We start from the raw sequence: 21,634 nt of genomic DNA on the forward strand, positions 1-21,634 counted from the left end.
AGGAGATCAGACGGTGACCAAACGCACCTCTGCCAAGTACAAGATCGACCGCCGCATGGGCGAGAACATCTGGGGCCGCCCCAAGTCGCCCGTGAACAAGCGCGAATACGGCCCCGGCCAGCACGGCCAGCGCCGCAAGGGCAAGCTCAGCGACTTCGGCCTGCAGCTTCGCGCCAAGCAGAAGCTCAAGGGCTATTACGGCGACCTGACGGAAAAGCAGTTCCGCCGCATCTACGCCGACGCCGAGCGTCAGCGCGGCGATACCGGTGAGCTTCTCATCGGCCTGCTGGAGCGCCGTCTCGACGCGGTGGTCTACCGCGCCAAGTTCGTTCCGACCGTCTTCGCAGCCCGCCAGTTCGTCAATCACGGCCACGTGCTGGTGAACGGCAAGCGCGTCAACATCCCCTCCTACCGGGTGAAGGAAGGCGACGTGATCGAGGTGCGCGAGAAGTCCAAGCAACTCGCCATCGTGCTCGAGGCCGTCCAGCTGGCCGAGCGTGACGTCCCCGACTACCTCGAGGTCGACCACTCCAAGATGACCGCGACCTTCGTGCGCACGCCCGGCCTGTCGGACGTGCCCTACGCGGTGCAGATGGAACCGAACCTCGTCATCGAATACTACGCGCAGAACTGACGCGAGCCGCGCCGTCACGGCGCAGCGTTCCGACTTCGAAAGGCCGCGCACCTCGCGCGGCCTTTTGGCGTTTCGGGCCGGGATCAACGCGAGGTCGCCACCCGTCCGTCCGCAGGAACTCGCGCCGGAGCTTCCGAGGGTTCGGGAACCCTCGGTCGCACCCGACGATCGCCCCGAGGACGCCTGGCCGCGCCCGGCCCCGGGGCGGCGCGTGCCCCGCCCAAGGTTCACATGCGCGGCGCGGTGGTCTACTGAGGGCCTTCAGCTGACTTGAAGGAACCCGCGTCTTGACCACGACCCACCCAGTCTACGGCCGCATCGACGGCCCAATCGTGATCATCGGCTTCGGATCGATCGGCAAGGGAACATGGCCCCTGATCGAGCGGCACTTCGACTACGACGCCGAGAAGCTCGTCGTGATCGAGCCCGACCCGGCCAAGGCGAACTTCCTGCGCCAGCACCGGATCGCCCACGTGCAGGAAAGGCTGACGCCCGAGAACCACCGCGAGGTCTTGGGCCGGTTGCTGGAACCGGGCAAGGGTTTTTGCGTGAACCTTTCGGTCGATACATCCTCGCTCGACCTGATGAGGTTCTGCCGCGAGCTGGGCGTGCCCTACATCGACACCGTGGTGGAGCCATGGGCGGGCTACTATTTCGGCACGACAGATAACGCCGCGCGCACCAACTACGCGCTGCGGCAGGCGGTGCGCGACGAGAAGGCGCGAAATCCGGGCGGCTCGACGGCGGTGTCGTGCTGCGGCGCGAACCCCGGCATGGTGTCGTGGTTCGTGAAGGAGGCGCTTCTGACGCTGGCGCGCGACACCGGCCGCGAGGTGCCGTCGCCCGCGGACCGCGAGGGTTGGGCGCGTCTGATGCAGGGTCTGGGCGTCAAGGGCGTCCACATCGCCGAGCGCGACACGCAGGCCCGGCGCCAGCCGCGTCCGCGCGGTGTCTTCGTCAACACGTGGTCGGTCGAGGGCTTCATCGCCGAGGGCTTCCAGCCCGCCGAGCTGGGCTGGGGCACGCACGAGCCCTGGTTCCCCGAGAATGGCCACCGCCACGCGACAGGATGCCAGGCGGGCATCTGGCTGGAGCGGCCGGGCGCGATCACGCGCGTGCATACCTGGTGCCCGACGCCGGGTCCGCAGTTCGGGTTCCTCGTGACCCACAACGAGGCGATCTCGGTGTCGGACTACTACACCGTGGGGCAGGGCGCGGAGCCCGACTACCGTCCGACCTGCCACTATGCCTATCACCCCTGCGACGACGCGGTGCTGTCGCTGCACGAGATGTTCGGCTCGGGGAGACAGCAGGAGAAGCACCACATCCTGGGCGAGGACGAGATCGTCGAGGGGATCGACGAGCTGGGCGTGCTTCTTTACGGCCACGAGAAGAACGCGCTCTGGTACGGCTCGCGGCTGTCGAACGCCGAGGCGATGGAGCTGGCGCCGTTCCAGAACGCCACGGGCCTTCAGGTGACGTCGGCGGTTCTGGCCGGCATGGTCTGGGCGCTGGAGAACCCGGGCGCGGGCATCGTGGAGACCGACGAGATGGACCACGCGCGGTGCCTCGAGGTGCAGCGGCCCTACCTCGGTCCGGTCGAGGCGCACTACACGGACTGGACCCCGCTGCAGGACCGGTGGGAGCACTTCCCCGAGGACATCGACCCCGAGGAGCCCTGGGCCTTCCGCAACGTGCTGGCGAGCTGAGGCCGCCCGGGCCGCGCGACCCGGGGCGGCGGCGCGCGCCGGGGGCGCCGCCCCCGGACCCCCGGGCGTATTTGGGGAAAGATGAAGGGCAGGCCTGTGCGGATCCGCACGTTCGGTGCGATGGACGCCGCGCGGAAAGCGTCGTATGGGCAAGCGGATGGCACTTGGCGACACCCTGAGGACGATCCCCCTCGCGGAGGCGGAACGGCTGCCGCTCTGGCGGCGGCCGGTGGCGCTTCTGGCGCTGATGGCGTTCGGGATGCCGATCGCCTTCGCCACCTGGTCGGCGCTTCTGAACAACTTCGTCATCGAGATGGCGGGCTTCGACGGAGCCGACATCGGCTGGCTTCACACCGTGCGCGAGATCCCGGGCTTCCTCGCCGTCGGGGTCATCTTGCTGATCATGTTCATCCGCGAGCAGGTGCTGGCGCTGGTGTCGCTGGTCCTTCTGGGGGTGGCGACGGCGCTCACGGCGCAGTTCCCGTCGCTGGGCGGGCTTCTGTTCGTGACGCTGCTGAGTTCTATCGGATTCCACTATTACGAGACGGTGAACCAGTCGCTCCAGCTGCAGTGGATCGACAAGAAGCGCGCGCCGCAGACGCTGGGATGGCTCTTGTCGGTGGGCTCGGGCGCGACGCTTCTGGCCTACCTGCTGATCGTCCTGACGTGGCGCGCCTACGATCTGAGCTACGACCTCGTCTACTGGGTGGCGGGCGGCGCGACGGCGGCCATCGCGCTGGCCTGCTTCGCCGTCTTCCCCCAGTTCGAGAGCCCGAACCCGCAGACCCGCAGGATGGTGCTGCGGCGGCGCTACTGGCTTTACTACGCGCTGCAGTTCATGTCGGGCGCCCGCCGGCAGATCTTCGTGGTCTTCGCGGGCTTCATGATGGTGGAGCGCTACGGCTTCGAGGTGCACCAGATCACCGCGCTGTTCATGGGGACGCTTCTGGCGAACATGATCGCGGCGCCGCTTCTGGGCAGGGTCGTCGCGCGGTTCGGCGAAAGGCTCGCGCTGATCGTCGAATATGCCGGGCTCGGGGCGATCTTCGTGCTCTATGCCGGCCTCTACGTCTACGACTGGGGCGCGGGGATGGCGGCGGCGCTTTACGTGCTGAACCACATCTTCTTCGCGCTGGCGCTGGCGATAAAGACCTATTTCCAGAAGATCGCGATGCCGGGCGACATCGCGCCGACCGCCGCCGTCGCCTTCACGATCAACCATGTCGCGGCCGTGTTCCTGCCTGCGGGGCTGGGCTATCTGTGGCTGACCTCGCCGGTGTCGGTGTTCCTGCTGGCGGCGGGGATGGCGGCGGTCTCGCTGGCGCTGTCGTGCCTGGTCCCACGCCACCCCGAGCCCGGCCGCGAGACGGTGCTGGCGCGGGTCGGCGTCGCGCCCACCCCTGCGGAGTGATCCCCCGATGCCGACCTGGACCGCCCTGACGACACTGCGAGAGAGGGACAGCGCCGAGGCGCTGGGCGAGGCGCTTGAGGAGATCGACCTCGCGCCCGTGGGCGTCGGCGTCTTCGAGATGGAGGACGGCTCGGGGCTTTGGGAGGTGGGAGCCTACTTCACCGAGGCGCCCGACGAGATCGCGCTGGCGCTTCTGGCCGCGGCCTACGGCGCCCAGCCCTTTGCGGTGTCGCTGCTGCCCGAGACGGACTGGGTCGCGCATGTCCGCCGCGAGCTTCACCCCGTCGAGGCCGGACGCTTCTTCCTCTACGGGTCCCACGACGCGGACAAGGTTCCGGAGGGATGCGTGCCGCTTCTGATCGAGGCGGCGATGGCCTTCGGCACGGGGCACCACGGCACGACAAAGGGTTGCCTCGAAGCCTACGACCTGGTTCTGGCCGAGGGCATGGTGCCGCAGCGCGTCGCCGATATCGGGGCCGGCACCGCGGTCCTTGCGATCGCGGCGGCGCTGACGTCGCCGAACCCGGTCCTCGCTTCCGACATCGATCCCGTGGCCGTCGAGGTGGCCGAGGCCAACGCCGCGGCGAATGGCGTGTCGGGACGGGTGCGCTGCATCGAGGCGGCGGGGTTCGACCATCCCGAGATCGCGGCAGGAGCCCCCTACGACCTGATCTTCGCCAACATCCTGAAGGGGCCGCTTCTGGACCTCGCGGCGCCCATGAAGGCCCATGTCGCGCCCGGGGGCCGCATCATCCTTTCGGGGATCCTGAACGAGCAGGCCGACGAGGTGATCGCCGCCTACGCGGGCGAGGGCCTGCGCTGTCTGCGGCGGGCCGAGATCGGCGAATGGACGACCCTCACAATTTCAACATAATTTTGTCCAAATGCGCCGCGAACTGTGGTAAAAGAGTGTTCGGTGGGGGCGCCTGGTTTGAAGTAGGTTGCCCTAATGGCACAGGATCATACGTCTTTTTCGGATCGCTTGCAGCGAATCGAAGGCGCGCGGCGTGGCGGTAATTTCGGCCGTCGTCGCACTCGTGTCGAAGAGCCTTTCGTGGTCGTGCACCCGGACGGCTTCGCCCGACCCTTCGCAACCCGGTCCAGGAGGCTCCGCTTCGGGTTCCCGATCAAGGGCCTCATTCTCGCGACCGTCGTCACCATCCTGGTCAAGGCCTACCTGATCTGGACGCTCGGCGACGACGTCTACGGCGCGGCCGTGTCGCAGCTTCTGGCCGGAAACCAGTTCGAGCGGGCGGCGGGCCTCGTCCTTGCGCCCGACCAGGTCTCGGTCCTTGTCGTGGACCTTTTCCAGTACGTGTACCGCCTGCTTGGCGTGGTCGCGACCGCCCTTATGGAGGGCACGCTTCCCGACCTCGCCTGAACGTCGCAATTTCCGCGATCGGCTTGTGTTTTCATGAAGAAAAGGGCGCTCCGGGGTTTCCCGCGAGCGCCCTCATTCATTCCGGAGGCCTGTGCCTTCGCTGCGCGGCGTCTCAGTGACGGCCCTGCGCGATGTCCTCGATGTCGCCGCGGGTCAGGCCCAGATCGTCAAGCTCACGGTCCGAAAGCTGCCAAAGCGCCCTGCGGGTCACGCGGGCGTCGTTCCAGGCGACGATCCGGCCGACGACGGCGGCAAGGAGGCGGGTGGCGCGAAACCCTGCGCCAAGGGGGCGGTTGGTCATGACGGCCATTGATGCAATCCTTCCAGGCGTCGGTGGCGGTGGTCGAGTGGGTGGTGTCGGTGGTGGCGGTGTCGCGCAACGTCGTGTTGCCCGTGAGGCGCACTTAGTCGTGCGGCGGGTCGCGCACAAATGTCATTTTTGCATGGGTTCCTTGCTTCGGCGGCATAGCTCGTGGTCCGTGTAACTTTATGAAAATAAGGCGAAAATCCGCTCATCAGAGGTCGCTTTCAGGCGCTCGGATGACGCATTTCGCCGACCTCGAAGCCGGTAGGCGTCTGCGGGCGGGCATCGGCGTGCGTCCGGTGCCGGACTTGGCAGATGTTCGCGTTTCGTGCTAATGACGCGAAAACGCCGCTGCGGACCGGCGGACGGGCAGAGAACGCCGCGCGGGCGGCCGGGACGGGCAGGGACATGCGCATCATCGGGATCGATCCGGGCCTCAGGTGTCTCGGCTGGGGCATCATCGACGCCGAGGCGGGGCGCCTGCGCCATGTCGCCAACGGCCAGTGCCGCTCAGAGGGGGAAGATCTCGCCGGCCGCCTTCTGTCGCTCTTCCGCCAGTTGACCGGGGTGATCGCCGATCACGCACCGCAATCGGCCGCGGTCGAGATGACCTTCGTGAACCGCGACGGGGCGGGCACGCTGAAGCTGGGGCAGGCGCGCGGCGTGGCGATGCTGGTGCCGGCGGTGGCGGGCATCCCGGTGGCGGAATATGCGCCGAACGCGGTCAAGAAGGCCGTCGTGGGCGCGGGCCATGCCGAGAAGCGGCAGATCGACCACATGGTGCGGATGCAGCTGCCCGGCTGCGATCCCGCGGGCCCGGATGCCGCCGACGCGCTGGCGATCGCGCTGTGCCACGCATTCCACGCCCGCGCGACCGACCGGCTGGCGCGCGCCATGGCCGCGGGGAGCGCGGCGCGATGATCGGCAAGCTGTCCGGCCGCCTCGACTACGCGGGACCCGACCATGTGATGATCGACGTGGGCGGTGTGGGGTATGTCGTCCATTGTTCCGACCGCACCCGGATGTCGCTGCCGCCGGCGGGCGAGGCCGTCTCGCTATATACCGAGCTTCTGGTGCGCGAGGATCTTCTGCAGCTTTTCGGCTTTCTCAGCCCCTACGAGCGCGAGTGGCACCGGCTTCTGGTGTCGGTGCAGGGGGTGGGTGCGAAGGCTTCGATGGCGATCCTCGGCACGCTGGGACCCGAGGGCGTCGCGCGGGCCGTGGCGCTTGCGGACTGGGGCGCGGTGCGCGCCGCGCCGGGCGTCGGGCCGAAGCTTGCGCAGCGCGTGGTGAACGAGCTGAAGGACAAGGCGCCTGCCGCGATGGCGCTGGCGGGCGCGGGTGCCGGACCCCGTGTCGGTCCCGACGAGGGGGGTGCGTCCGCGGCCGCGCCGACGCCGGCCGCGCCCATGCGCGGCGCCGCCGAGGCCGAGGCGCTTTCGGCGCTTCAGAACCTCGGCTACGCGCCGGGCGACGCCGCGCGCGCCGTGGCCGAGGCCGCGGGAGCCACCCCCGAGGCCGACACGCCCGCGCTGATCCGCGCGGCGCTGCGGCTGCTTGCTCCGCGTGACTGAGCTGCGGCTGGCCGCGCCGGCGCCGCCGCGCCATAAGGGGCGTGCGCAGAAGGAACCGAGATGACCGATCCCGACCCCACGCTCAGGCCCGACCGCCTGCCCGAGGACACCGACCGCGCCCTGCGGCCGCAAACCCTCGACGACTTCATCGGCCAGGAAGAGGCGCGCGCGAACCTTCGGGTTTTCACCGAAAGCGCCAAGCGCAGGGGCGAGGCGATGGACCACGTCCTGTTCCACGGGCCGCCCGGACTGGGCAAGACGACGCTGGCGCAGATCATGGCGCGCGAACTGGGCGTGAACTTCCGCATGACGAGCGGGCCGGTGCTGGCCAAGGCGGGCGATCTCGCCGCGATCCTGACCAACCTCGACGCGCGCGACGTCCTGTTCATCGACGAGATCCACCGCCTGAACCCGGTGGTGGAAGAGGTCCTTTATCCCGCGCTCGAGGATTTCGAGCTGGACCTCGTGATCGGCGAGGGGCCGGCCGCGCGCACCGTTCGCATCGAGTTGCAGCCCTTTACGCTGATCGGCGCGACGACGCGGCTGGGCCTTCTGACGACGCCGCTGCGGGACCGGTTCGGCATTCCCACGCGGCTGAATTTCTACACCGTGGACGAGCTTGACCATATCGTGGGGCGGGGCGCGCGCCTTGCCGGGATCGAGGCCGAGCCCGAGGGCACGCGCGAGATCGCCGGGCGCGCGCGGGGCACCCCGCGGATCGCCGGGCGGCTTCTGCGCCGGGTGATCGACTTCGCGCTGGTCGAGGGCGACGGGCGGCTCACGCGCATGGTCGCCGACGGCGCCCTGACGCGGCTGGGCGTGGACAAGCTGGGCCTCGACGCGGCGGACCGGCGCTATCTGACGCTGATCGCCGAGAATTACGGCGGCGGGCCCGTCGGGATCGAGACGATCGCCGCGGCCCTCGCCGAGCCCCGCGACGCGCTGGAGGAGGTGATCGAGCCCTATCTCCTTCAACAGGGGTTGATCGCGCGCACGCCGCGGGGCCGAATGCTCGCGCAGAAGGGTTGGGCGCATCTGGGCCTGCCGGCGCCGGGGCAACCCGAGCAGGGCGGCCTGTTCTGACACGGCGCGCGACCGGTCCGGCAGGGCGGGCCCATGCGGCTGGCCGGCCTGTCTCCGCGCCAAGGTGCCCTTGACCGTCGTGCCGCCGCGGGCCAGATGAGCGGCCCATGACCGATAGCTCCCTCGCCCCGCTCGACGCCGACCAGATCGCAGCACTTTTCACGCGTGCCGACGGACAGGTCCTGTTCGCGCGCTGGGGCCGGCCGATCGCGCCCGTCGTCTTCGGCGTCGAGGACGCCACGGTTTCCGTCCTGAAGGGGGCGATCGAGGCGGTGGTCGCGCTGGCCGGCCACACGATGACCGAGACGGATCCCGAACTTGGCGCGAACCTGATGGTCTTCTTCATCCGCGACTGGGAAGAACTGGCGCAGACGCCGGGCCTCGACCGGCTCTTGCCCGATCTGCCCGACACGGTGGCGCGGCTGCGGAAGGCCGACGCGAACCAGTATCGCGCGTTCCGGTTCGACGCGCAGGGCGGGATCAAGGCGGCCTTCGTCTTCGTGCGCATGGACGACGACCTCGCGGCCGTCTCCGCCGAGACGATCGCGCTGAGCCAGGCGGTGCAGACGATCCTGCTGTGGTCGGACACCGCGTTTCTTGGCTCCTCGCCGCTGGCGGTCCTGTCCGAGGGCGGTCCCGCGATCCTCAAGCCGCAGATCGCCGACCTCATCCGCGCGGCCTACGACCCGGTGCTTCCCGTCGCGGCCACCGACCGCGCGCACGCGCTGCGCCTCGCTGCGCGCCTGCCGCGCCCGCAGTAGCGCCTTGACGCCCGGCGGGGGCGCCCCGATGGTCCAGTCATGACCCTCCATCGCCATCCCGTCCGCGTCTACTACGAGGACACCGACCTCGCCGGCATCGTCTATTACGCGAACTACCTTCGGTTTCTCGAACGGGGCCGCTCGGAGATGGTGCGGACGGCGGGCATCAGCCAGCTCGACATGAAGGCGCGCGGCTTCGTCTTCGCGGTGCGCAGGGTCGAGGCGGACTACCTCGGGCCCGCCCGCTTCGAGGATGAGCTGATCGTCGAGACGCGGGCATCAGTCCTCAAGGGCGCGAGCTTCGACATGGCCCAGCGGGTCCTGCGCGGCGACGAGGTGCTTCTCGAGGCGCTGGTGCGGATCGTGGTGCTGAACGATCAGGGCCGCGCCACGCGGCTTCCGGCGGATATTCGCGCAAAACTCGCGGCGATCACGTCAGATGTCTGCATGTGACGGAGAAGTGTTCGCCAAGCCCATTGGAAGCTGATATTCTTCCGCATAATGAGGCGCGACGAACAAGCGCCCGTCACCGAGGCCGGGCCAGAGGACTGCAGTAAAAGTATGGAAACCGAAACGCTCGCGTTGGCGCAGGAGGCGGATTACACCGTCATTGCGCTTTTCTTCCGTGCGTCGTTCATCGTGCAGCTCGTGATGATCGCCCTGATCGTCGCGTCCGTGTATGTCTGGGCGATCACCTTCTCGAAATACGCCATGTACCGCAGGGCCCGCGCCAACGCGCAGGCCTTCGACGCCGCGTTCTGGTCGGGCGAGCCGCTGGACGAGCTCTACGATCAGGTGGCGGCCGCGCCGTCCAGCGCGTCCGAGCGCGTGTTCGTGGCCGGCATGACGGAATGGCGGCGGTCGCTGCGCGACGACGGCGTGCTGATCCCCGGCGTGCAGCAGCGCGTCGACCGTTCGATGGACGTGGCGATCGCGCGCGAGAGCGAGCGGCTGACCAAGGGACTGAACTTCCTCGCGACCACCGGCGCCACGGCGCCCTTCGTGGGGCTTTTCGGCACGGTCTGGGGCATCATGCGCTCCTTCCAGGAGATCGCGATCTCGGGCAACACCTCGCTCGCCGTGGTCGCGCCCGGCATCGCCGAGGCGCTTCTGGCGACGGGGCTGGGCCTTCTGGCGGCAATCCCGGCCGTCATATTCTACAACAAGCTGTCGAGCGACTCCGACAGCCTCGTGGCAAATTATGAAGGCTTCGCCGACGAGTTCTCGACGCTTCTGTCGCGGCAGCTGGACTGATGGGGGCTTCCGTCGCTCAGAAGGGCGGCCCGCGCCGCCGCAGGGGGCGGGGGACGCGCGGCGCCCGGCCGATGTCGGAGATTAACGTCACGCCCTTCGTGGACGTGATGCTGTGTCTTCTGATCATCTTCATGGTGGCCGCGCCCCTGATGACGGTCGGCGTTCCCATCGACCTGCCCGACACCTCGGCCGAGGCGCTGCCCTCGGAGGAGGAAGAACCGCTTACCGTGACGCTCGCGCCCGACGGGCGGATCCTCGTGCAGACCTCGGAAGTGCCCGCCGACCAGCTGGTCGCGCGGCTTCAGGCCGTGGCGGCCGAGCGTGACAGCACGCGCATCTTCCTGCGCGCGGACGGATCCATTCCCTACGAGCGCGTGATGACCGTGATGGGCGCGCTGAACGCCGGGGGGTTCCGCGAGATCGGGCTCGTCACCGACTCGGGCGGGCCGCGGCTCGACGGATCGGACCCCGACAGGCCCGGAGAGTGAGGGCGGGATGCGCCGGTCGCTCTACGCATCCACGGCGATCCATGCCGCGATCCTGCTTTGGGTCGCGGTGGGCGACTTCCTTTGGCGCGACAGTCCCGAGACGGAATTCCAGGTGACCGGCGTCACCATCCTGTCGGTCGCCGAGTTCGAGGCGATGACATCGGGGGTGGAAACGACGCCCGCGGTGATGGAAACGCCCGTCGCGCCGCCGCCGGTCGAGGAAAGCGCGGCGCCCGCGCCGCCCTCGGCCGAGGAGGCGCCGCCGCCGGCCGAGCGTCCCGAGCCGACGCCCGAGCCCGAGGCCGACGCCCGGCCCGAGCCGGTTCCGCCCGCTCCGCAGGCCGAGGTCACGGACCAGATCGCCGCACTTCCGACGCCCGCGGGCGCGCCCGACCTGCCCCCGTCAGAACGCCCCACGCCGCGCGAGGCGCCGCGCGTCGCCCCGGTTCCCGCGCCCGCGCCCGAGCCAGACATGGAGACCGCGCCAGAAGTGCTGGATCAGCCGGTCAGCCCCGAGATCAGCGATGCGCCCGCGGAAGAGGCGCCGCAGACCGCGCCCGAGGAAGCCAGCACCGAGATCGTGACCGAGGCCGAGACGCCGTCTGGCGGGCCGGTCACGGCGTCGATGCGCCCGCCGGCCCGGCCCGCCCGGCCGGCCCCGGCAGAGACCGCCGCCGCGACGCCCGATCCGGCGCCCGAGCCCGAACCCGAACCCGCGCCCGAGAACGATGTCGCCGACGCCATCGCCAGCGCCGTCGCCGAAGCGGTCACGGCCGCGCCCCCTGCCGCGCCTTCCGGGCCGCCGCTGGGTCAGGGTGCGCGCGACGGCTTCCGCATCGCGGTGCAGGCGTGCTGGAACGTGGGCGCGCTGTCCACCGAGGCACTGCAGACCACGGTTGTCGTCGCCTTCGACATGGCCCGCGACGGCCGCCCCGAGGCGGGGTCCCTGCGTCTTCTGGAGTTCACGGGCGGATCCGAGGCGGCGGCCCAGCAGGCCTACGAGGCGGCGCGCCGCGCGATCATCCGTTGCGGCGCAAATGGATACGATCTGCCCGACGAGAGTTACGATTACTGGAGACAGGTGGAACTTGTCTTCAACCCCGAGGGGATGCGCCTGCGATGATCCGCGTGCCGCGCCCCGTCCACCTATCGACCGACGCCGCGCCCGCGGCAGGAGGCTAGCTGTGCTGAAACGTGTCGCAATCCTGATCGCCGCCGCCTTCGCGGTCGTCCCAATGCCGGCGAGCGCGCAGTCGCCCGGCCCGCTGCGCCTGGAGATCACCGAGGGCGTGATCGAGCCGCTGCCCTTCGCGTTGCCGACCTTCATCGCGGCCGACGGACCGGCGGGCGAGGTCGCGCAGGACATCACCCGCGTCATCGCCGCCGACCTGCGCGGCACCGGGCTGTTCCGGCAGATCCCGCCCGACGCCTACATCTCGAACGTCACCAGCTTCGACAGCCCGATCCAGTATGCCGACTGGCAGGCGATCAACGCGCAGGCCCTGATCACCGGCGAGGTAGAGACCCGCGGCGACCAGATCGTCGTGCGCTTCCGGCTGTTCGACGTCTTCTCGAACGCGCCCCTCGGCGAGGGCCTGCAATTCGTGGGCGACGCCGACAGCTGGCGGCGCATGGCCCACACCGTCGCCGACGAGGTCTACGAGCGGATCACGGGCGAGGCGGGCTATTTCGACACGCGCGTCGTCTTCATCCACGAGGAGGGTCCGAAGAACGCCCGCCTCAAGCGCCTCGCGATCATGGATTACGACGGCGCGAACGTGCAGTTCCTGACGGACTCGCGCGCGCTGGTGCTTGCGCCGCGCTTCAGCCCGCAGGGCGACCGCGTCCTCTACACCAGCTACGAGAGCGGCTTTCCGCAGGTCTACCTGATGGACGTGGCCACCGTGACCCGCCGGCCGCTAGAGGCGATCCCGGCGGGCAACATGACCTTCGCGCCGCGCTTCTCCCCCGATGGCGGCCGCGTGGTCTTTTCGCTGGAGCAGGGCGGGAACACCGACATCTACGTGCTCGATCTGGCCACCGGCGAGCGCACGCAGCTGACCAACGCGCCCTCGATCGAGACGGCGCCGAGCTTTTCGCCGGACGGCCGCCAGATCGTCTTCGAAAGCGACCGCACCGGGAACCAGCAGATCTACGTCATGCCCGCCAGCGGCGGAGAGGCGACGCGGATCAGCCGCGGCACGGGCCGGTACGGCACCCCCGTCTGGAGCCCGCGCGGCGACTACATCGCCTTCACCAAGCAGGAGGCAGGCCGCTTCCACATCGGCGTGATGCGCACGGACGGCTCGGAGGAACGCCTGCTGACGGCCTCATTCCTCGACGAGGGTCCGACATGGGCGCCGAATGGCCGCGTGATCATGTTCACCCGCGAGACGGCGGGCACGGATGGCGCGCCGGCGGTCTATTCCGTCGACCTGACGGGCCGGAACCTGCAGCGGGTGGCGACGCCCGGCATGGCCTCGGACCCGGCGTGGTCGCCGCTGCAATGAGCCCCGCGCGGGCCGTGGACGTGGCGGCGCTCCGCGTGATAGCTTCCTTCAAAACCTGAACCCGAGGATACCGAGCGAATGTTCAACTCCAGCATCTCGAAGACCGGCGTGATCGTGCTGTGCGCCGCGCTGGCCCTGACCGGCTGTTCCCGCGGCATGATGGCGGGCGCGGGCGGCGCCGGGGCCGGCCTCGACGGCGCGGCCTCCGATCCCACCAGCCCGGCCTACTTCAACACCGTCGTCGGCGACCGCGTCCTGTTCCTTGTCGACCAGTCCACGCTCACGCCCGCCGCGATGGCGACGCTGGACCAGCAGGCCCGCTGGCTGATGTCGAACCCCGAATACACCGCCCTCATCGAAGGCCACGCCGACGAGCAGGGCACGCGGGAATACAACCTCGCGCTGGGCGCGCGCCGCGCCTCGGCCGTGCGCGACTACCTCGTGAGCGAAGGCGTCCCCGGCACCCGCCTGAGGACGATCAGCTACGGCAAGGAACGCCCGATCGAGATCTGCTCGGACGAGACCTGCTACATGCAGAACCGCCGCGCGGTCACGGTCATCTCGGCCGGTCCGGGGGTCTGATCCCATGCGCCGTCTCGCTTCGCTGGCGCTGTGCGCGGCGCTCGTGCTTCCGGGCGCCGCGTCCGCGCAGGACCGCACCCAGACGCTTGCCGACATCCGGCAGGAGCTGTCGGTCCTGTTCGTCGAGCTGCAACGGCTGGGCCGCGAGCTGAACACGACGGGCGGCGCGGGCGGCAGCGGCGCGAGCGGCTCGGCGCTTCAGCGCATGGACGCGATCGAGGCGGAGCTTCGGCGGCTGACCGCGCTGACCGAAGAGCTTCAGATCCGCATCGACCGCGTGGTGCGCGACGGCACGACCCGTGTCGGCGACCTCGAGTTCCGGCTTTGCGAGCTGGAGTCCGACTGCGATATCGCGACCCTCGGCGAGACGTCCAACCTCGGCGGCGTGGAGCCTTCGGGCGCGGCCCCGGTCCTGCCTCAGGGACCCGTCGCCGGCGACGGCGCCCCGCAGCTCGCCGTGGCCGAACAGGACGATTTCGACCGTGCGCGCGAGGCCTTCGAGGCCGGCGATTATGCCTCCGCCGCGTCGCTTCTCGAGGCCTTCACCCAGACCTATCCGGGCGGCCCCCTGAGCGCCGAGGCGCATTATCTGCGCGGCGAGGCCGAGGGGCAGCAGGGGTCGTGGAGCCGCGCGGCGCGCGCCTACCTCGACAGCTTCAGCGCCGCGCCCGACGGCGAGCGCGCGCCCTGGGCGCTGACCAAGCTCGGCCTTTCGCTGGGACGGCTGGGCCAGCTCGAGGAGGCCTGCGTGACACTTGACGAGGTGGGCTTGCGCTATCCCGGCAGCCCCGCCGTGCAGGAGGCCGAGGCCGGTCGCTTCAACCTCGGCTGTTCGTGAACGAAGCCGCCCTGCCGGACCGCTTCGCGGCCCGCATGGGCCAGCTTCTGGGCCCCGGATTTCCCGGCAGGATCGCGCTCGCCGTCTCGGGTGGGGGCGATTCCATGGCGATGCTGGCGCTTTGCCACGGCTGGGCGCGTCACATGGGCATCGCGATGGAGGTCGTGACGGTCGATCACGGCCTCCGCGAGGGGAGCGCGGACGAGGCCGCGATGGTGGCGCGGGAATGCGCCGCGCTCGGCCATCCGCACCGGACGCTTCGCTGGCATTGGGACGGGCAGGGCAACCTGCAGGACGCGGCGCGGCGCGCCCGCCTTGGGCTGATCGGCGACTGGGCGGGCGACGCGGTGGACCATGTCCTGTTCGCTCACTCCCGCGACGACGTGGCCGAGACGCTCCTGATGCGGCTCGAGCGCGGTTCGGGCGTCGACGGACTGTCCGCCATGGCGCCCCTGCGCCGCGTAAGCGTGGGCGGCGGCAGCTTCTGGCAGGTCCGCCCGCTGCTCGACGAACGGAGGTCCGACCTGCGCCGCCATGCCGAAACGCTCGGGATGCCGATCGCCGACGATCCCTCGAACGCGGACCCCCGTTTCGGCCGGGTCCGCGTCCGCAAGGCGATGGAGGCGCTGGGGCTGGATGTCGATGCTCTGGCCGAGACGGCCGCGCGGATGACCCGCGCGCGCGCCGCGCTCGAGGCGCGCACGGACGACGTCGCGTCGCGCATCGCGCGCGAGGGAACGGCCCTCGGACTTCCCACGGGGATCGTCGAGATCGACCGTGACGGCCTCTCGCAGGTCGAGCGGGAGACGCAGCTGAGGCTGCTTGCCCGCGCCATCGGCTGGGTGGGCGGCGCGGAATACCGCCCCCGCGCCTCGGCGCTGGAGGAGGTGCTCGACCGCGCGCTCGGGGGGGCGGGCGCGACGCTTCAGGGCGCGCAGGTCATCGTGCTGCGCGACGTGCTGTGCGTCCTGCGCGAGGCGCGGGCGGTCGCGGGCCATGACTGCGTCGCGGGGCGCGGGGCCTGGGACGGGCGCTGGCACCTCCGGGGTGCGCTGATCGAGGGGTTGAGCGTGCGCGCGCTGGGCGAGGGCGGCTGGCGGCAGGTCGGCGAAAGGCCCCAGGGCGCGCCGCCCCATGCCCTCGCCCTTTCGCTTCCGGCGGTCTTCGAAGGCGACCGCCTCGTGGCGTGCCGGCATCTCGGCCACGGGCCCGCACACGAAATCCGGCTCGTGCCGCCCCGAGGCCCTTTCGTCGCAGGGCCGAATCCGCATTGAAGTCGCGGCCCTCATGTCTATCTTTACAGGCAACGCAGGCGTCGTGGCGCCCGCTCACGGTTTTTGAGGAGACTTCCCTTGGGCAACGCGAGAAACGTCGCATTCTGGGTCATCCTGTTCCTGCTGATCCTGGCGCTGTTCAACCTGTTCTCAGGCGGTCAGTCGCAGATGAGCCAGCGTTCGGTGGCCTACTCGGACTTCATCCAGCAGGTCGAGAACGGCGAGGTGATGACCGCCACGCTCGACGGCGAGCGGGTGGAGTTCTCGACGTCCAGCGGCTCATTCTCGACGGTCGCGCCCTCTGACGCGAACACGACCGAGGCGCTTCTCCAGAACGACGTCCGCATCGAGGCTCAGCCGCAGGAGCAGTCGGGCTTCCTGAGCGTTCTTTCGCTCTGGCTGCCGGTGCTGGTGCTGATCGGCATCTGGATCTTCTTCATGAACCGGATGCAGGGTGGCGGCCGCGGCGGCGCGATGGGCTTCGGCAAGTCCAAGGCGAAGCTTCTGACCGAGAAGCATGGCCGCGTCACATTCGACGACGTCGCCGGCATCGACGAGGCCAAGGAAGAGCTCGAGGAGATCGTCGAGTTCCTGCGCAATCCGCAGAAGTTCTCGCGCCTTGGCGGCAAGATCCCCAAGGGCGCGCTGCTCGTCGGCCCGCCCGGCACCGGCAAGACGCTGCTCGCGCGCGCCATCGCGGGCGAAGCGGGTGTGCCTTTCTTCACGATCTCGGGCTCGGACTTCGTCGAGATGTTCGTGGGCGTCGGCGCGAGCCGGGTCCGCGACATGTTCGAGCAGGCCAAGAAGAACGCGCCCTGCATCGTCTTCATCGACGAGATCGACGCCGTGGGCCGGTCGCGTGGCGTGGGCTATGGCGGCGGCAACGACGAGCGCGAGCAGACGCTGAACCAGCTTCTGGTCGAGATGGACGGCTTCGAGGCGAACGAGGGCATCATCATCGTCGCGGCCACCAACCGCCCCGACGTGCTTGACCCCGCGCTGCTGCGTCCCGGCCGCTTCGACCGGCAGGTGCAGGTCCCGAACCCCGACATCCGCGGCCGCGAGCGCATCCTGGGCGTCCATTCGCGCAAGGTGCCGCTTGGCCCCGACGTGGACCTGCGGATCATCGCGCGGGGAACGCCGGGCTTTTCGGGCGCGGACCTCGCCAACCTCGTGAACGAGGCGGCGCTGATGGCCGCGCGCGTCAATCGCCGCTTCGTGACGATGGACGACTTCGAGAACGCCAAGGACAAGGTCATGATGGGCTCCGAGCGGCGCTCCATGGTCATGACCGAGGAGGAGAAGAAGCTGACGGCCTACCACGAGGCGGGCCACGCCGTCGTCGGCCTCAACGTCCCGCAGCACGATCCCATCCACAAGGCGACGATCATTCCGCGCGGCCGGGCGCTTGGCCTCGTGCTGTCGCTGCCCGAACGTGACCAGCTTTCGGTGTCCTTCACCAAGTACACCTCGAAGATCGCAATGGCCATGGGTGGCCGCGTCGCCGAGGAACTCGTCTTCGGCAAGGAGAACGTGACATCCGGTGCGGCGTCGGACATCCAGCAGGTGTCCAAGATCGCACGGGCGATGGTCACGCAATTCGGCTACGCCGAAGAGCTTGGCTACATCGACTACGCCAACGAACAGCAGAGCTATCTCGGGGCCTATGGCGGCGGCACGAACCACTCCGAGGAGATGCAGAAGCGCATCGACGCCGAGGTGAAGCGCCTCGTCGACACCGGCTACGAGACGGCCAAGCGCATCCTGACCGAGAAGCGCGAGGACCTCGAGAGGCTGGCGCAGGGTCTTCTGGAATACGAGACGTTGACCGGCGTCGAGATCATGAAGGTGATCAACGGCGAGCCGCTCAACCGGGGCGACGACAGCGACGACGCCTCCAAGCCCGGCGGCCCCTCGCTGACCGCGGTTCCGAAGACGCGCAAGCCCAAGTCGGACCCCGACACCGGCGGCATGGAGCCCGAGCCCTCCGCCTGAGGCGACCGGCACGACAACAGGAACAAGGCCCCGCTTCGGCGGGGCTTTTTCTTGCCCTGCGCCGCGCTTGACGGTTTCATGAACGCGACCGTGCCGCAGGAGGCTGCCGATGGATCTTTCCGTTCTGGGCGACATCGCCGACGTCATCGCGGCGCTCGCGATCATCCTTTCGCTGGTGTTCGTCGGCTACGAACTTCACCAGAACCGGACGCAGGCCGAACTGTCGAACTGGCGCGAGATCCTGCAGACGCTGGTCGACTACAAGGGGCTGACGAACGACCCCGAATTCGCCGAATTCGTGACCCGCGCCCACGCCGACTACGGCGACCTGAGCGAGGCCGAAAGGCTGCGCTTCGGCATGTATCTGGAGCAGGGGGTGCACATCATCGGCAACTTCCTGAAACACAATCAGGCGTTGCCCAAGAAGCTGGAAGGCCTCGAGGCGGCGGTCGCGAGCATGTTCATCGACATGCTGACCACGCCTGGCGGTGCGGCGTGGTGGGCCGAAAGCCGGTCGCGCGGGCGCTTCATGCCGGCGACCTACCGGACGGTGGACGACATCCTCGAGAAGGGCCGCCCGCCCGCCCGGTAGCTGCGCCGTCAGTCGCGGGTGTAGTGCTTGCGGGCCTCGCTCATGCCCTTCTCGAGGCTCTTCCACGCATCCTGGAAGTGCTTCTGCATGTCCTGCATCGCCGACATGTTGGCGCTGTTGATCTTCTCGAGATTGGCCTGCGCTTCCTGCCGCTGCTTCTCCATCGCTTCGAGATGGGACTTGAACTGCTTCTGCCCCTCGGCCGTCATCTTCTCGGCCTCGGCCTGCATCTTCTTCAGCTCGGCATTCCACTTGTCGAGTTGCGCCTTGGCTTCCTTGACGAAATCATCCTGTGCGCTCATGGCTGCTCCTTCGCATTGCACTGTTGCGTTCGGGGCCACTCTAGCACGTCGCGGTTGCAAAGGTGGCGACGAAAGCGCGCGGGGCGGCTCGCGCTTGCGGGCACGGGCGGCCTGAGGTCAATTGCGCCCGACCCGAAGCGCGAACGGAGACGACGCAATGCCCGCCCTGATCCCAACCGACCATGTCGCCGAAGTGACCTGGCTCGGCCTGAACGCCGACCGGAAGGCGAAGCTTTGCAGCGGGCCGGTCGAGGCGCTGCGCCTGACATTCGCGGGGCCCGAGGGAGAAAGCCACGCGGGCCTTACCCGCCCCTCCGACAGCCGGGTCGTCGCGCAGTATGCCAAGGGGACGGAAATCCGGAACGTGCGCCAGATCTCGATCCTGTCCGACGAGGACATCGCCGCGATCGCGGCGGCGATGGGCCTTGCGCGGCTCGACCCCGCGTGGTTCGGCGCGACGATGATCCTGCGCGGCATTCCCGATTTCACGCTGATCCCGCCTTCCTCGCGCCTGCAGGACGAGACCAGCGGCGCGACGCTGACGGTGGACATGGAGAACCTGCCCTGCCACCTCGTCTCGCGCGAGATCGAGGCCGTGCATCCCGGCTTCGGCAATGCGTTCAAGGCGGCGGCCCGGCATCGGCGCGGCGTCACCGCCTGGGTCGAGCGCGAAGGCGGGATCGCCCTTGGCGCGCGCTTGCGCCTTCACGTCCCCGCACAGCCGGCCTGGCCGCATTCCGCGACGCGCGCATAGGCCGCGCAGGCCGGGGACCGGCATAGGGGCGTACCCCGCCCCTTCGCGCGTCAGACGAGGCTGACGAAGGCGATGGCGGCTGACATTCCCATGACGACACCCCAGAAGACGAGCAGACCTGCGGCGGTCTTTACCATTGCGCTATCCTTCCATCCCCGTGACGTGCCCAGTGGCCTGCCTTGCAGTGGCCTGCCTTTCCGTGGCCTGACGTGTGACCCGGCACCGTGTCGGATGTCCCACGGAATTCTTAACGGTAGCTTTCGAGCGCGGCGGGAGTTCCCCTTCTCCACCGAAATTCCTGTGGACGACCCGGTCTGCGTGAAGTTGACGCGTTTGACGGGAAGTCGGGGGGAAGTGTCGCAATCGATCCTGTCGCCGCGCGCTGCGGCCGGTATAGGCCAATGGACAAGCACGACCTCGCGGAGGGGAGCCGCAGACCATGGCCTTCAAGACCGACATCGAAATCGCACGCGCTGCGCGGAAGAGACCGATCCAGGAGATTGGCGCGAAGCTGGGAATTCCGGCCGACGCGCTCCTGCCCTACGGCCACGACAAGGCCAAGGTCGGCCAGGACTTCATCGCGGGCCTCGCCGGCCGTCCCGACGGCAAGCTGATCCTCGTGACGGCGATCAACCCGACCCCCGCCGGCGAAGGCAAGACCACGACGACCGTCGGGCTTGGCGACGGCCTGAACCGGATCGGCAAGAAGGCCGCGATCTGCATCCGCGAGGCCTCGCTCGGTCCGAACTTCGGGATGAAGGGCGGGGCGGCCGGGGGCGGCCATGCGCAGGTCGTGCCGATGGAGGACATGAACCTTCATTTCACCGGCGACTTCCACGCGATCACGGCAGCGCACAACCTGCTGTCGGCAATGATCGACAACCACATCTACTGGGGCAACACGCTGGAGATCGACCAGCGGCGCGTGGCCTGGCGGCGGGTGCTCGACATGAACGACCGTGCGCTGCGCGATGTCGTGACCTCGCTCGGGGGCGTTGCCAACGGCTTTCCGCGCCAGACTGGCTTCGACATCACGGTGGCCTCGGAGGTCATGGCGATCCTCTGCCTCGCCTCCGACCTCAAGGACCTCGAGCGGAGGCTGGGGGACATGATCGTGGCCTACCGGCGCGACCGATCGCCGATCTTCTGCCGCGACATCAAGGCCGACGGCGCGATGACCGTGCTTCTGAAGGACGCGATGCAGCCCAACCTCGTGCAGACGCTGGAGAACAATCCCGCCTTCGTCCATGGAGGGCCCTTTGCCAACATCGCGCATGGCTGCAACTCGGTCATCGCCACGAGGACGGCGCTGAAGCTTGCCGACTACGTCGTGACCGAGGCAGGCTTCGGCGCCGACCTCGGCGCGGAGAAGTTCATGAACATCAAGTGCCGCAAGGCGGGCCTCGCGCCCGACGCGGTGGTGATCGTGGCGACCGTGCGTGCGATGAAGATGAACGGGGGCGTCGCCAAGGCCGACCTCGGCGCGGAGAATGTGAATGCGGTGAAGGCGGGTTGCGCCAACCTTGGCCGGCACGTTGAGAACGTGAAGAAGTTCGGCGTTCCGGTGGTGGTGGGCATCAACCACTTCGCGGGCGACACCGAGGCCGAGATCGCGGCGGTGAAGGACTACGTCGCGGGCCTGGGGGCGGAGGCGATCCTGTGCAGGCACTGGGCCGAAGGCGGCGCAGGCATCGAGGAGCTGGCGCACAAGGTCGTGGAACTGGCCGAATCCGGCGTGGCGGATTTCAAGCCGCTCTACGAGGACGCGATGGGCCTGTTCGACAAGATCGAGACGGTGGCGAAGTCGATCTATCACGCGGGTGAGGTCTCGGCCGACCGGAAGGTGCGCGACCAGCTGAAGGAGTGGGAGGACCAGGGCTATGGCGGACTTCCGGTCTGCATGGCCAAGACGCAGTATTCCTTCTCGACCGATCCCAACCTGCGCGGCGCGCCCGAGGGCCACACGCTGCCCGTGCGCGAGGTGCGGCTGTCGGCGGGCGCGGGATTCGTCGTGGCGATCTGCGGAGAGATCATGACCATGCCGGGCTTGCCGAAGGTGCCGGCATCGGAGACGATCCGCCTGAACGGGGAAGGCCTTATCGAAGGCCTGTTCTGAGACATGGCGCGGCGCTTGGCGGCGCGCCTTCGGGCCGCCGTCGAAGCAGCGTATTTGAAGAAAGATGAAGGA

At 69.0% G+C, this 21,634-nt stretch carries 23 protein-coding genes; 21 read left to right on the top strand and 2 right to left on the bottom strand.

Going from position 1 to position 21,634, the window contains the following annotated elements; genetic code table 11:
* Positions 1-13: 13 nt before the first annotated feature.
* The 5 genes from rpsD (at position 14) to P6F26_RS07140 (ending at position 5,135) form a co-directional block, all read left to right on the top strand.
* Positions 14-634 carry a 30S ribosomal protein S4 gene (rpsD, locus tag P6F26_RS07120; protein ID WP_278027973.1) on the top strand — a complete coding sequence of 207 codons (621 nt, stop codon included), beginning with the start codon at positions 14-16 and terminating at the stop codon, positions 632-634.
* A 287-nt stretch (positions 635-921) separates the two neighbouring features.
* Entirely contained in the window at positions 922-2,343 is a 1,422-nt protein-coding gene (locus tag P6F26_RS07125; protein WP_278027974.1) for a homospermidine synthase, read from the top strand.
* A 145-nt stretch (positions 2,344-2,488) separates the two neighbouring features.
* Positions 2,489-3,754 carry an MFS transporter gene (locus tag P6F26_RS07130; protein WP_430736726.1) on the top strand — a complete coding sequence of 422 codons (1,266 nt, stop codon included), beginning with the start codon at positions 2,489-2,491 and terminating at the stop codon, positions 3,752-3,754.
* 7 nt (positions 3,755-3,761) lie between these two features.
* A complete protein-coding gene (locus tag P6F26_RS07135; RefSeq protein WP_278027975.1) occupies positions 3,762-4,628 on the top strand; it encodes a 50S ribosomal protein L11 methyltransferase in 867 nt (288 codons plus the stop codon).
* Between the two features lie 180 nt (positions 4,629-4,808).
* Positions 4,809-5,135, top strand: a complete 327-nt coding sequence (locus tag P6F26_RS07140) for a hypothetical protein (protein ID WP_278027976.1) — start codon at positions 4,809-4,811, stop codon at positions 5,133-5,135.
* 112 nt (positions 5,136-5,247) lie between these two features.
* Here the strand turns inward: P6F26_RS07140 and P6F26_RS07145 are convergent, their stop codons facing one another.
* Positions 5,248-5,445, bottom strand: a complete 198-nt coding sequence (locus P6F26_RS07145; protein ID WP_430736727.1) for a DUF1127 domain-containing protein — start codon at positions 5,443-5,445, stop codon at positions 5,248-5,250.
* Positions 5,446-5,847: 402 nt separating this feature from the next.
* On the opposite strand from P6F26_RS07145, the gene ruvC reads away from it, so the two are divergent.
* From ruvC to P6F26_RS07215, 14 genes are all read left to right on the top strand, one after another.
* Positions 5,848-6,360 carry a crossover junction endodeoxyribonuclease RuvC gene (gene ruvC / locus P6F26_RS07150; RefSeq protein WP_278027977.1) on the top strand — a complete coding sequence of 171 codons (513 nt, stop codon included), beginning with the start codon at positions 5,848-5,850 and terminating at the stop codon, positions 6,358-6,360.
* A complete protein-coding gene (ruvA, locus tag P6F26_RS07155) occupies positions 6,357-7,013 on the top strand; it encodes a Holliday junction branch migration protein RuvA (protein WP_278027978.1) in 657 nt (218 codons plus the stop codon). The genes ruvC and ruvA overlap by 4 nt, the downstream gene beginning before the upstream one ends.
* Positions 7,014-7,073: 60 nt before the next feature.
* Positions 7,074-8,096: a Holliday junction branch migration DNA helicase RuvB gene (gene ruvB, locus P6F26_RS07160; RefSeq protein WP_278027979.1), complete on the top strand. Its 1,023-nt coding sequence runs from the start codon at positions 7,074-7,076 to the stop codon at positions 8,094-8,096.
* Positions 8,097-8,203: 107 nt separating this feature from the next.
* The gene (locus P6F26_RS07165; protein ID WP_278027980.1) at positions 8,204-8,857 is read left to right on the top strand and encodes a hypothetical protein; all 654 of its coding nucleotides are present in this window, start codon (positions 8,204-8,206) and stop codon (positions 8,855-8,857) included.
* Between the two features lie 39 nt (positions 8,858-8,896).
* Complete coding sequence (gene ybgC / locus P6F26_RS07170) at positions 8,897-9,310, top strand: tol-pal system-associated acyl-CoA thioesterase (protein ID WP_278027981.1); 414 nt, start codon at positions 8,897-8,899, stop codon at positions 9,308-9,310.
* A 108-nt stretch (positions 9,311-9,418) separates the two neighbouring features.
* Positions 9,419-10,111, top strand: coding sequence for a protein TolQ (gene tolQ, locus P6F26_RS07175; RefSeq protein ID WP_278027982.1), 693 nt, complete (start codon positions 9,419-9,421; stop codon positions 10,109-10,111).
* Positions 10,111-10,599: a protein TolR gene (gene tolR / locus P6F26_RS07180; protein ID WP_278027983.1), complete on the top strand. Its 489-nt coding sequence runs from the start codon at positions 10,111-10,113 to the stop codon at positions 10,597-10,599. Before tolQ ends, tolR begins: the two co-directional genes overlap by 1 nt.
* A 7-nt stretch (positions 10,600-10,606) precedes the next feature.
* Positions 10,607-11,722 (top strand): hypothetical protein, encoded by a 1,116-nt coding sequence (locus P6F26_RS07185; RefSeq protein ID WP_278027984.1) that lies wholly within the window; start codon positions 10,607-10,609, stop codon positions 11,720-11,722.
* Positions 11,723-11,834: 112 nt separating this feature from the next.
* A complete protein-coding gene (tolB, locus tag P6F26_RS07190) occupies positions 11,835-13,109 on the top strand; it encodes a Tol-Pal system beta propeller repeat protein TolB (protein ID WP_278028102.1) in 1,275 nt (424 codons plus the stop codon).
* A gap of 78 nt (positions 13,110-13,187) precedes the next feature.
* The gene (gene pal / locus P6F26_RS07195; RefSeq protein WP_278027985.1) at positions 13,188-13,691 is read left to right on the top strand and encodes a peptidoglycan-associated lipoprotein Pal; all 504 of its coding nucleotides are present in this window, start codon (positions 13,188-13,190) and stop codon (positions 13,689-13,691) included.
* A gap of 4 nt (positions 13,692-13,695) precedes the next feature.
* Positions 13,696-14,529 (top strand): tol-pal system protein YbgF, encoded by an 834-nt coding sequence (gene ybgF, locus P6F26_RS07200; RefSeq protein WP_278027986.1) that lies wholly within the window; start codon positions 13,696-13,698, stop codon positions 14,527-14,529.
* Entirely contained in the window at positions 14,526-15,803 is a 1,278-nt protein-coding gene (tilS, locus tag P6F26_RS07205) for a tRNA lysidine(34) synthetase TilS (RefSeq protein ID WP_278027987.1), read from the top strand. The genes ybgF and tilS overlap by 4 nt, the downstream gene beginning before the upstream one ends.
* A 78-nt stretch (positions 15,804-15,881) precedes the next feature.
* Positions 15,882-17,798 (top strand): ATP-dependent zinc metalloprotease FtsH, encoded by a 1,917-nt coding sequence (ftsH, locus tag P6F26_RS07210; protein ID WP_278027988.1) that lies wholly within the window; start codon positions 15,882-15,884, stop codon positions 17,796-17,798.
* A gap of 109 nt (positions 17,799-17,907) precedes the next feature.
* Positions 17,908-18,390, top strand: coding sequence for a hypothetical protein (locus P6F26_RS07215; RefSeq protein WP_278027989.1), 483 nt, complete (start codon positions 17,908-17,910; stop codon positions 18,388-18,390).
* Positions 18,391-18,398: 8 nt separating this feature from the next.
* On the opposite strand, the gene P6F26_RS07220 is transcribed toward P6F26_RS07215, so the two are convergent.
* Positions 18,399-18,692, bottom strand: coding sequence for a sll1863 family stress response protein (locus P6F26_RS07220; protein ID WP_278027990.1), 294 nt, complete (start codon positions 18,690-18,692; stop codon positions 18,399-18,401).
* 157 nt (positions 18,693-18,849) lie between these two features.
* Between P6F26_RS07220 and P6F26_RS07225 the strand changes: the two genes are divergently transcribed.
* Both P6F26_RS07225 and P6F26_RS07230 read left to right on the top strand, forming a co-directional pair.
* The gene (locus P6F26_RS07225) at positions 18,850-19,446 is read left to right on the top strand and encodes an MOSC domain-containing protein (RefSeq protein ID WP_278027991.1); all 597 of its coding nucleotides are present in this window, start codon (positions 18,850-18,852) and stop codon (positions 19,444-19,446) included.
* A 439-nt stretch (positions 19,447-19,885) separates the two neighbouring features.
* Positions 19,886-21,562: a formate--tetrahydrofolate ligase gene (locus tag P6F26_RS07230; RefSeq protein ID WP_278027992.1), complete on the top strand. Its 1,677-nt coding sequence runs from the start codon at positions 19,886-19,888 to the stop codon at positions 21,560-21,562.
* The last annotated feature ends 72 nt before the right edge of the window (positions 21,563-21,634 follow it).

Source organism: Roseicyclus salinarum (assembly GCF_029624655.1).
Lineage (GTDB): Bacteria > Pseudomonadota > Alphaproteobacteria > Rhodobacterales > Rhodobacteraceae > Roseibacterium > Roseibacterium salinarum.

What these genes read in the sequence shown, in the direction of transcription:
- tolB (WP_278028102.1), top strand. Translation starts at nt 11,835, where the DNA reads ATGCCGGCGAGCGCGCAGTCGCCCGGCCCGCTGCGCCTGGAGATCACC.
- tolQ (WP_278027982.1), top strand. Translation starts at nt 9,419, where the DNA reads ATGGAAACCGAAACGCTCGCGTTGGCGCAGGAGGCGGATTACACCGTC.
- P6F26_RS07230 (WP_278027992.1), top strand. Translation starts at nt 19,886, where the DNA reads ATGGCCTTCAAGACCGACATCGAAATCGCACGCGCTGCGCGGAAGAGA.
- P6F26_RS07165 (WP_278027980.1), top strand. Translation starts at nt 8,204, where the DNA reads ATGACCGATAGCTCCCTCGCCCCGCTCGACGCCGACCAGATCGCAGCA.
- ruvB (WP_278027979.1), top strand. Translation starts at nt 7,074, where the DNA reads ATGACCGATCCCGACCCCACGCTCAGGCCCGACCGCCTGCCCGAGGAC.
- tolR (WP_278027983.1), top strand. Translation starts at nt 10,111, where the DNA reads ATGGGGGCTTCCGTCGCTCAGAAGGGCGGCCCGCGCCGCCGCAGGGGG.
- P6F26_RS07220 (WP_278027990.1), bottom strand. Translation starts at nt 18,692, where the DNA reads ATGAGCGCACAGGATGATTTCGTCAAGGAAGCCAAGGCGCAACTCGAC.
- P6F26_RS07145 (WP_430736727.1), bottom strand. Translation starts at nt 5,445, where the DNA reads ATGGCCGTCATGACCAACCGCCCCCTTGGCGCAGGGTTTCGCGCCACC.
- P6F26_RS07135 (WP_278027975.1), top strand. Translation starts at nt 3,762, where the DNA reads ATGCCGACCTGGACCGCCCTGACGACACTGCGAGAGAGGGACAGCGCC.
- ruvC (WP_278027977.1), top strand. Translation starts at nt 5,848, where the DNA reads ATGCGCATCATCGGGATCGATCCGGGCCTCAGGTGTCTCGGCTGGGGC.
- P6F26_RS07225 (WP_278027991.1), top strand. Translation starts at nt 18,850, where the DNA reads ATGCCCGCCCTGATCCCAACCGACCATGTCGCCGAAGTGACCTGGCTC.
- pal (WP_278027985.1), top strand. Translation starts at nt 13,188, where the DNA reads ATGTTCAACTCCAGCATCTCGAAGACCGGCGTGATCGTGCTGTGCGCC.
- ruvA (WP_278027978.1), top strand. Translation starts at nt 6,357, where the DNA reads ATGATCGGCAAGCTGTCCGGCCGCCTCGACTACGCGGGACCCGACCAT.
- ybgC (WP_278027981.1), top strand. Translation starts at nt 8,897, where the DNA reads ATGACCCTCCATCGCCATCCCGTCCGCGTCTACTACGAGGACACCGAC.
- P6F26_RS07185 (WP_278027984.1), top strand. Translation starts at nt 10,607, where the DNA reads ATGCGCCGGTCGCTCTACGCATCCACGGCGATCCATGCCGCGATCCTG.
- ybgF (WP_278027986.1), top strand. Translation starts at nt 13,696, where the DNA reads ATGCGCCGTCTCGCTTCGCTGGCGCTGTGCGCGGCGCTCGTGCTTCCG.
- P6F26_RS07130 (WP_430736726.1), top strand. Translation starts at nt 2,489, where the DNA reads ATGGGCAAGCGGATGGCACTTGGCGACACCCTGAGGACGATCCCCCTC.
- P6F26_RS07215 (WP_278027989.1), top strand. Translation starts at nt 17,908, where the DNA reads ATGGATCTTTCCGTTCTGGGCGACATCGCCGACGTCATCGCGGCGCTC.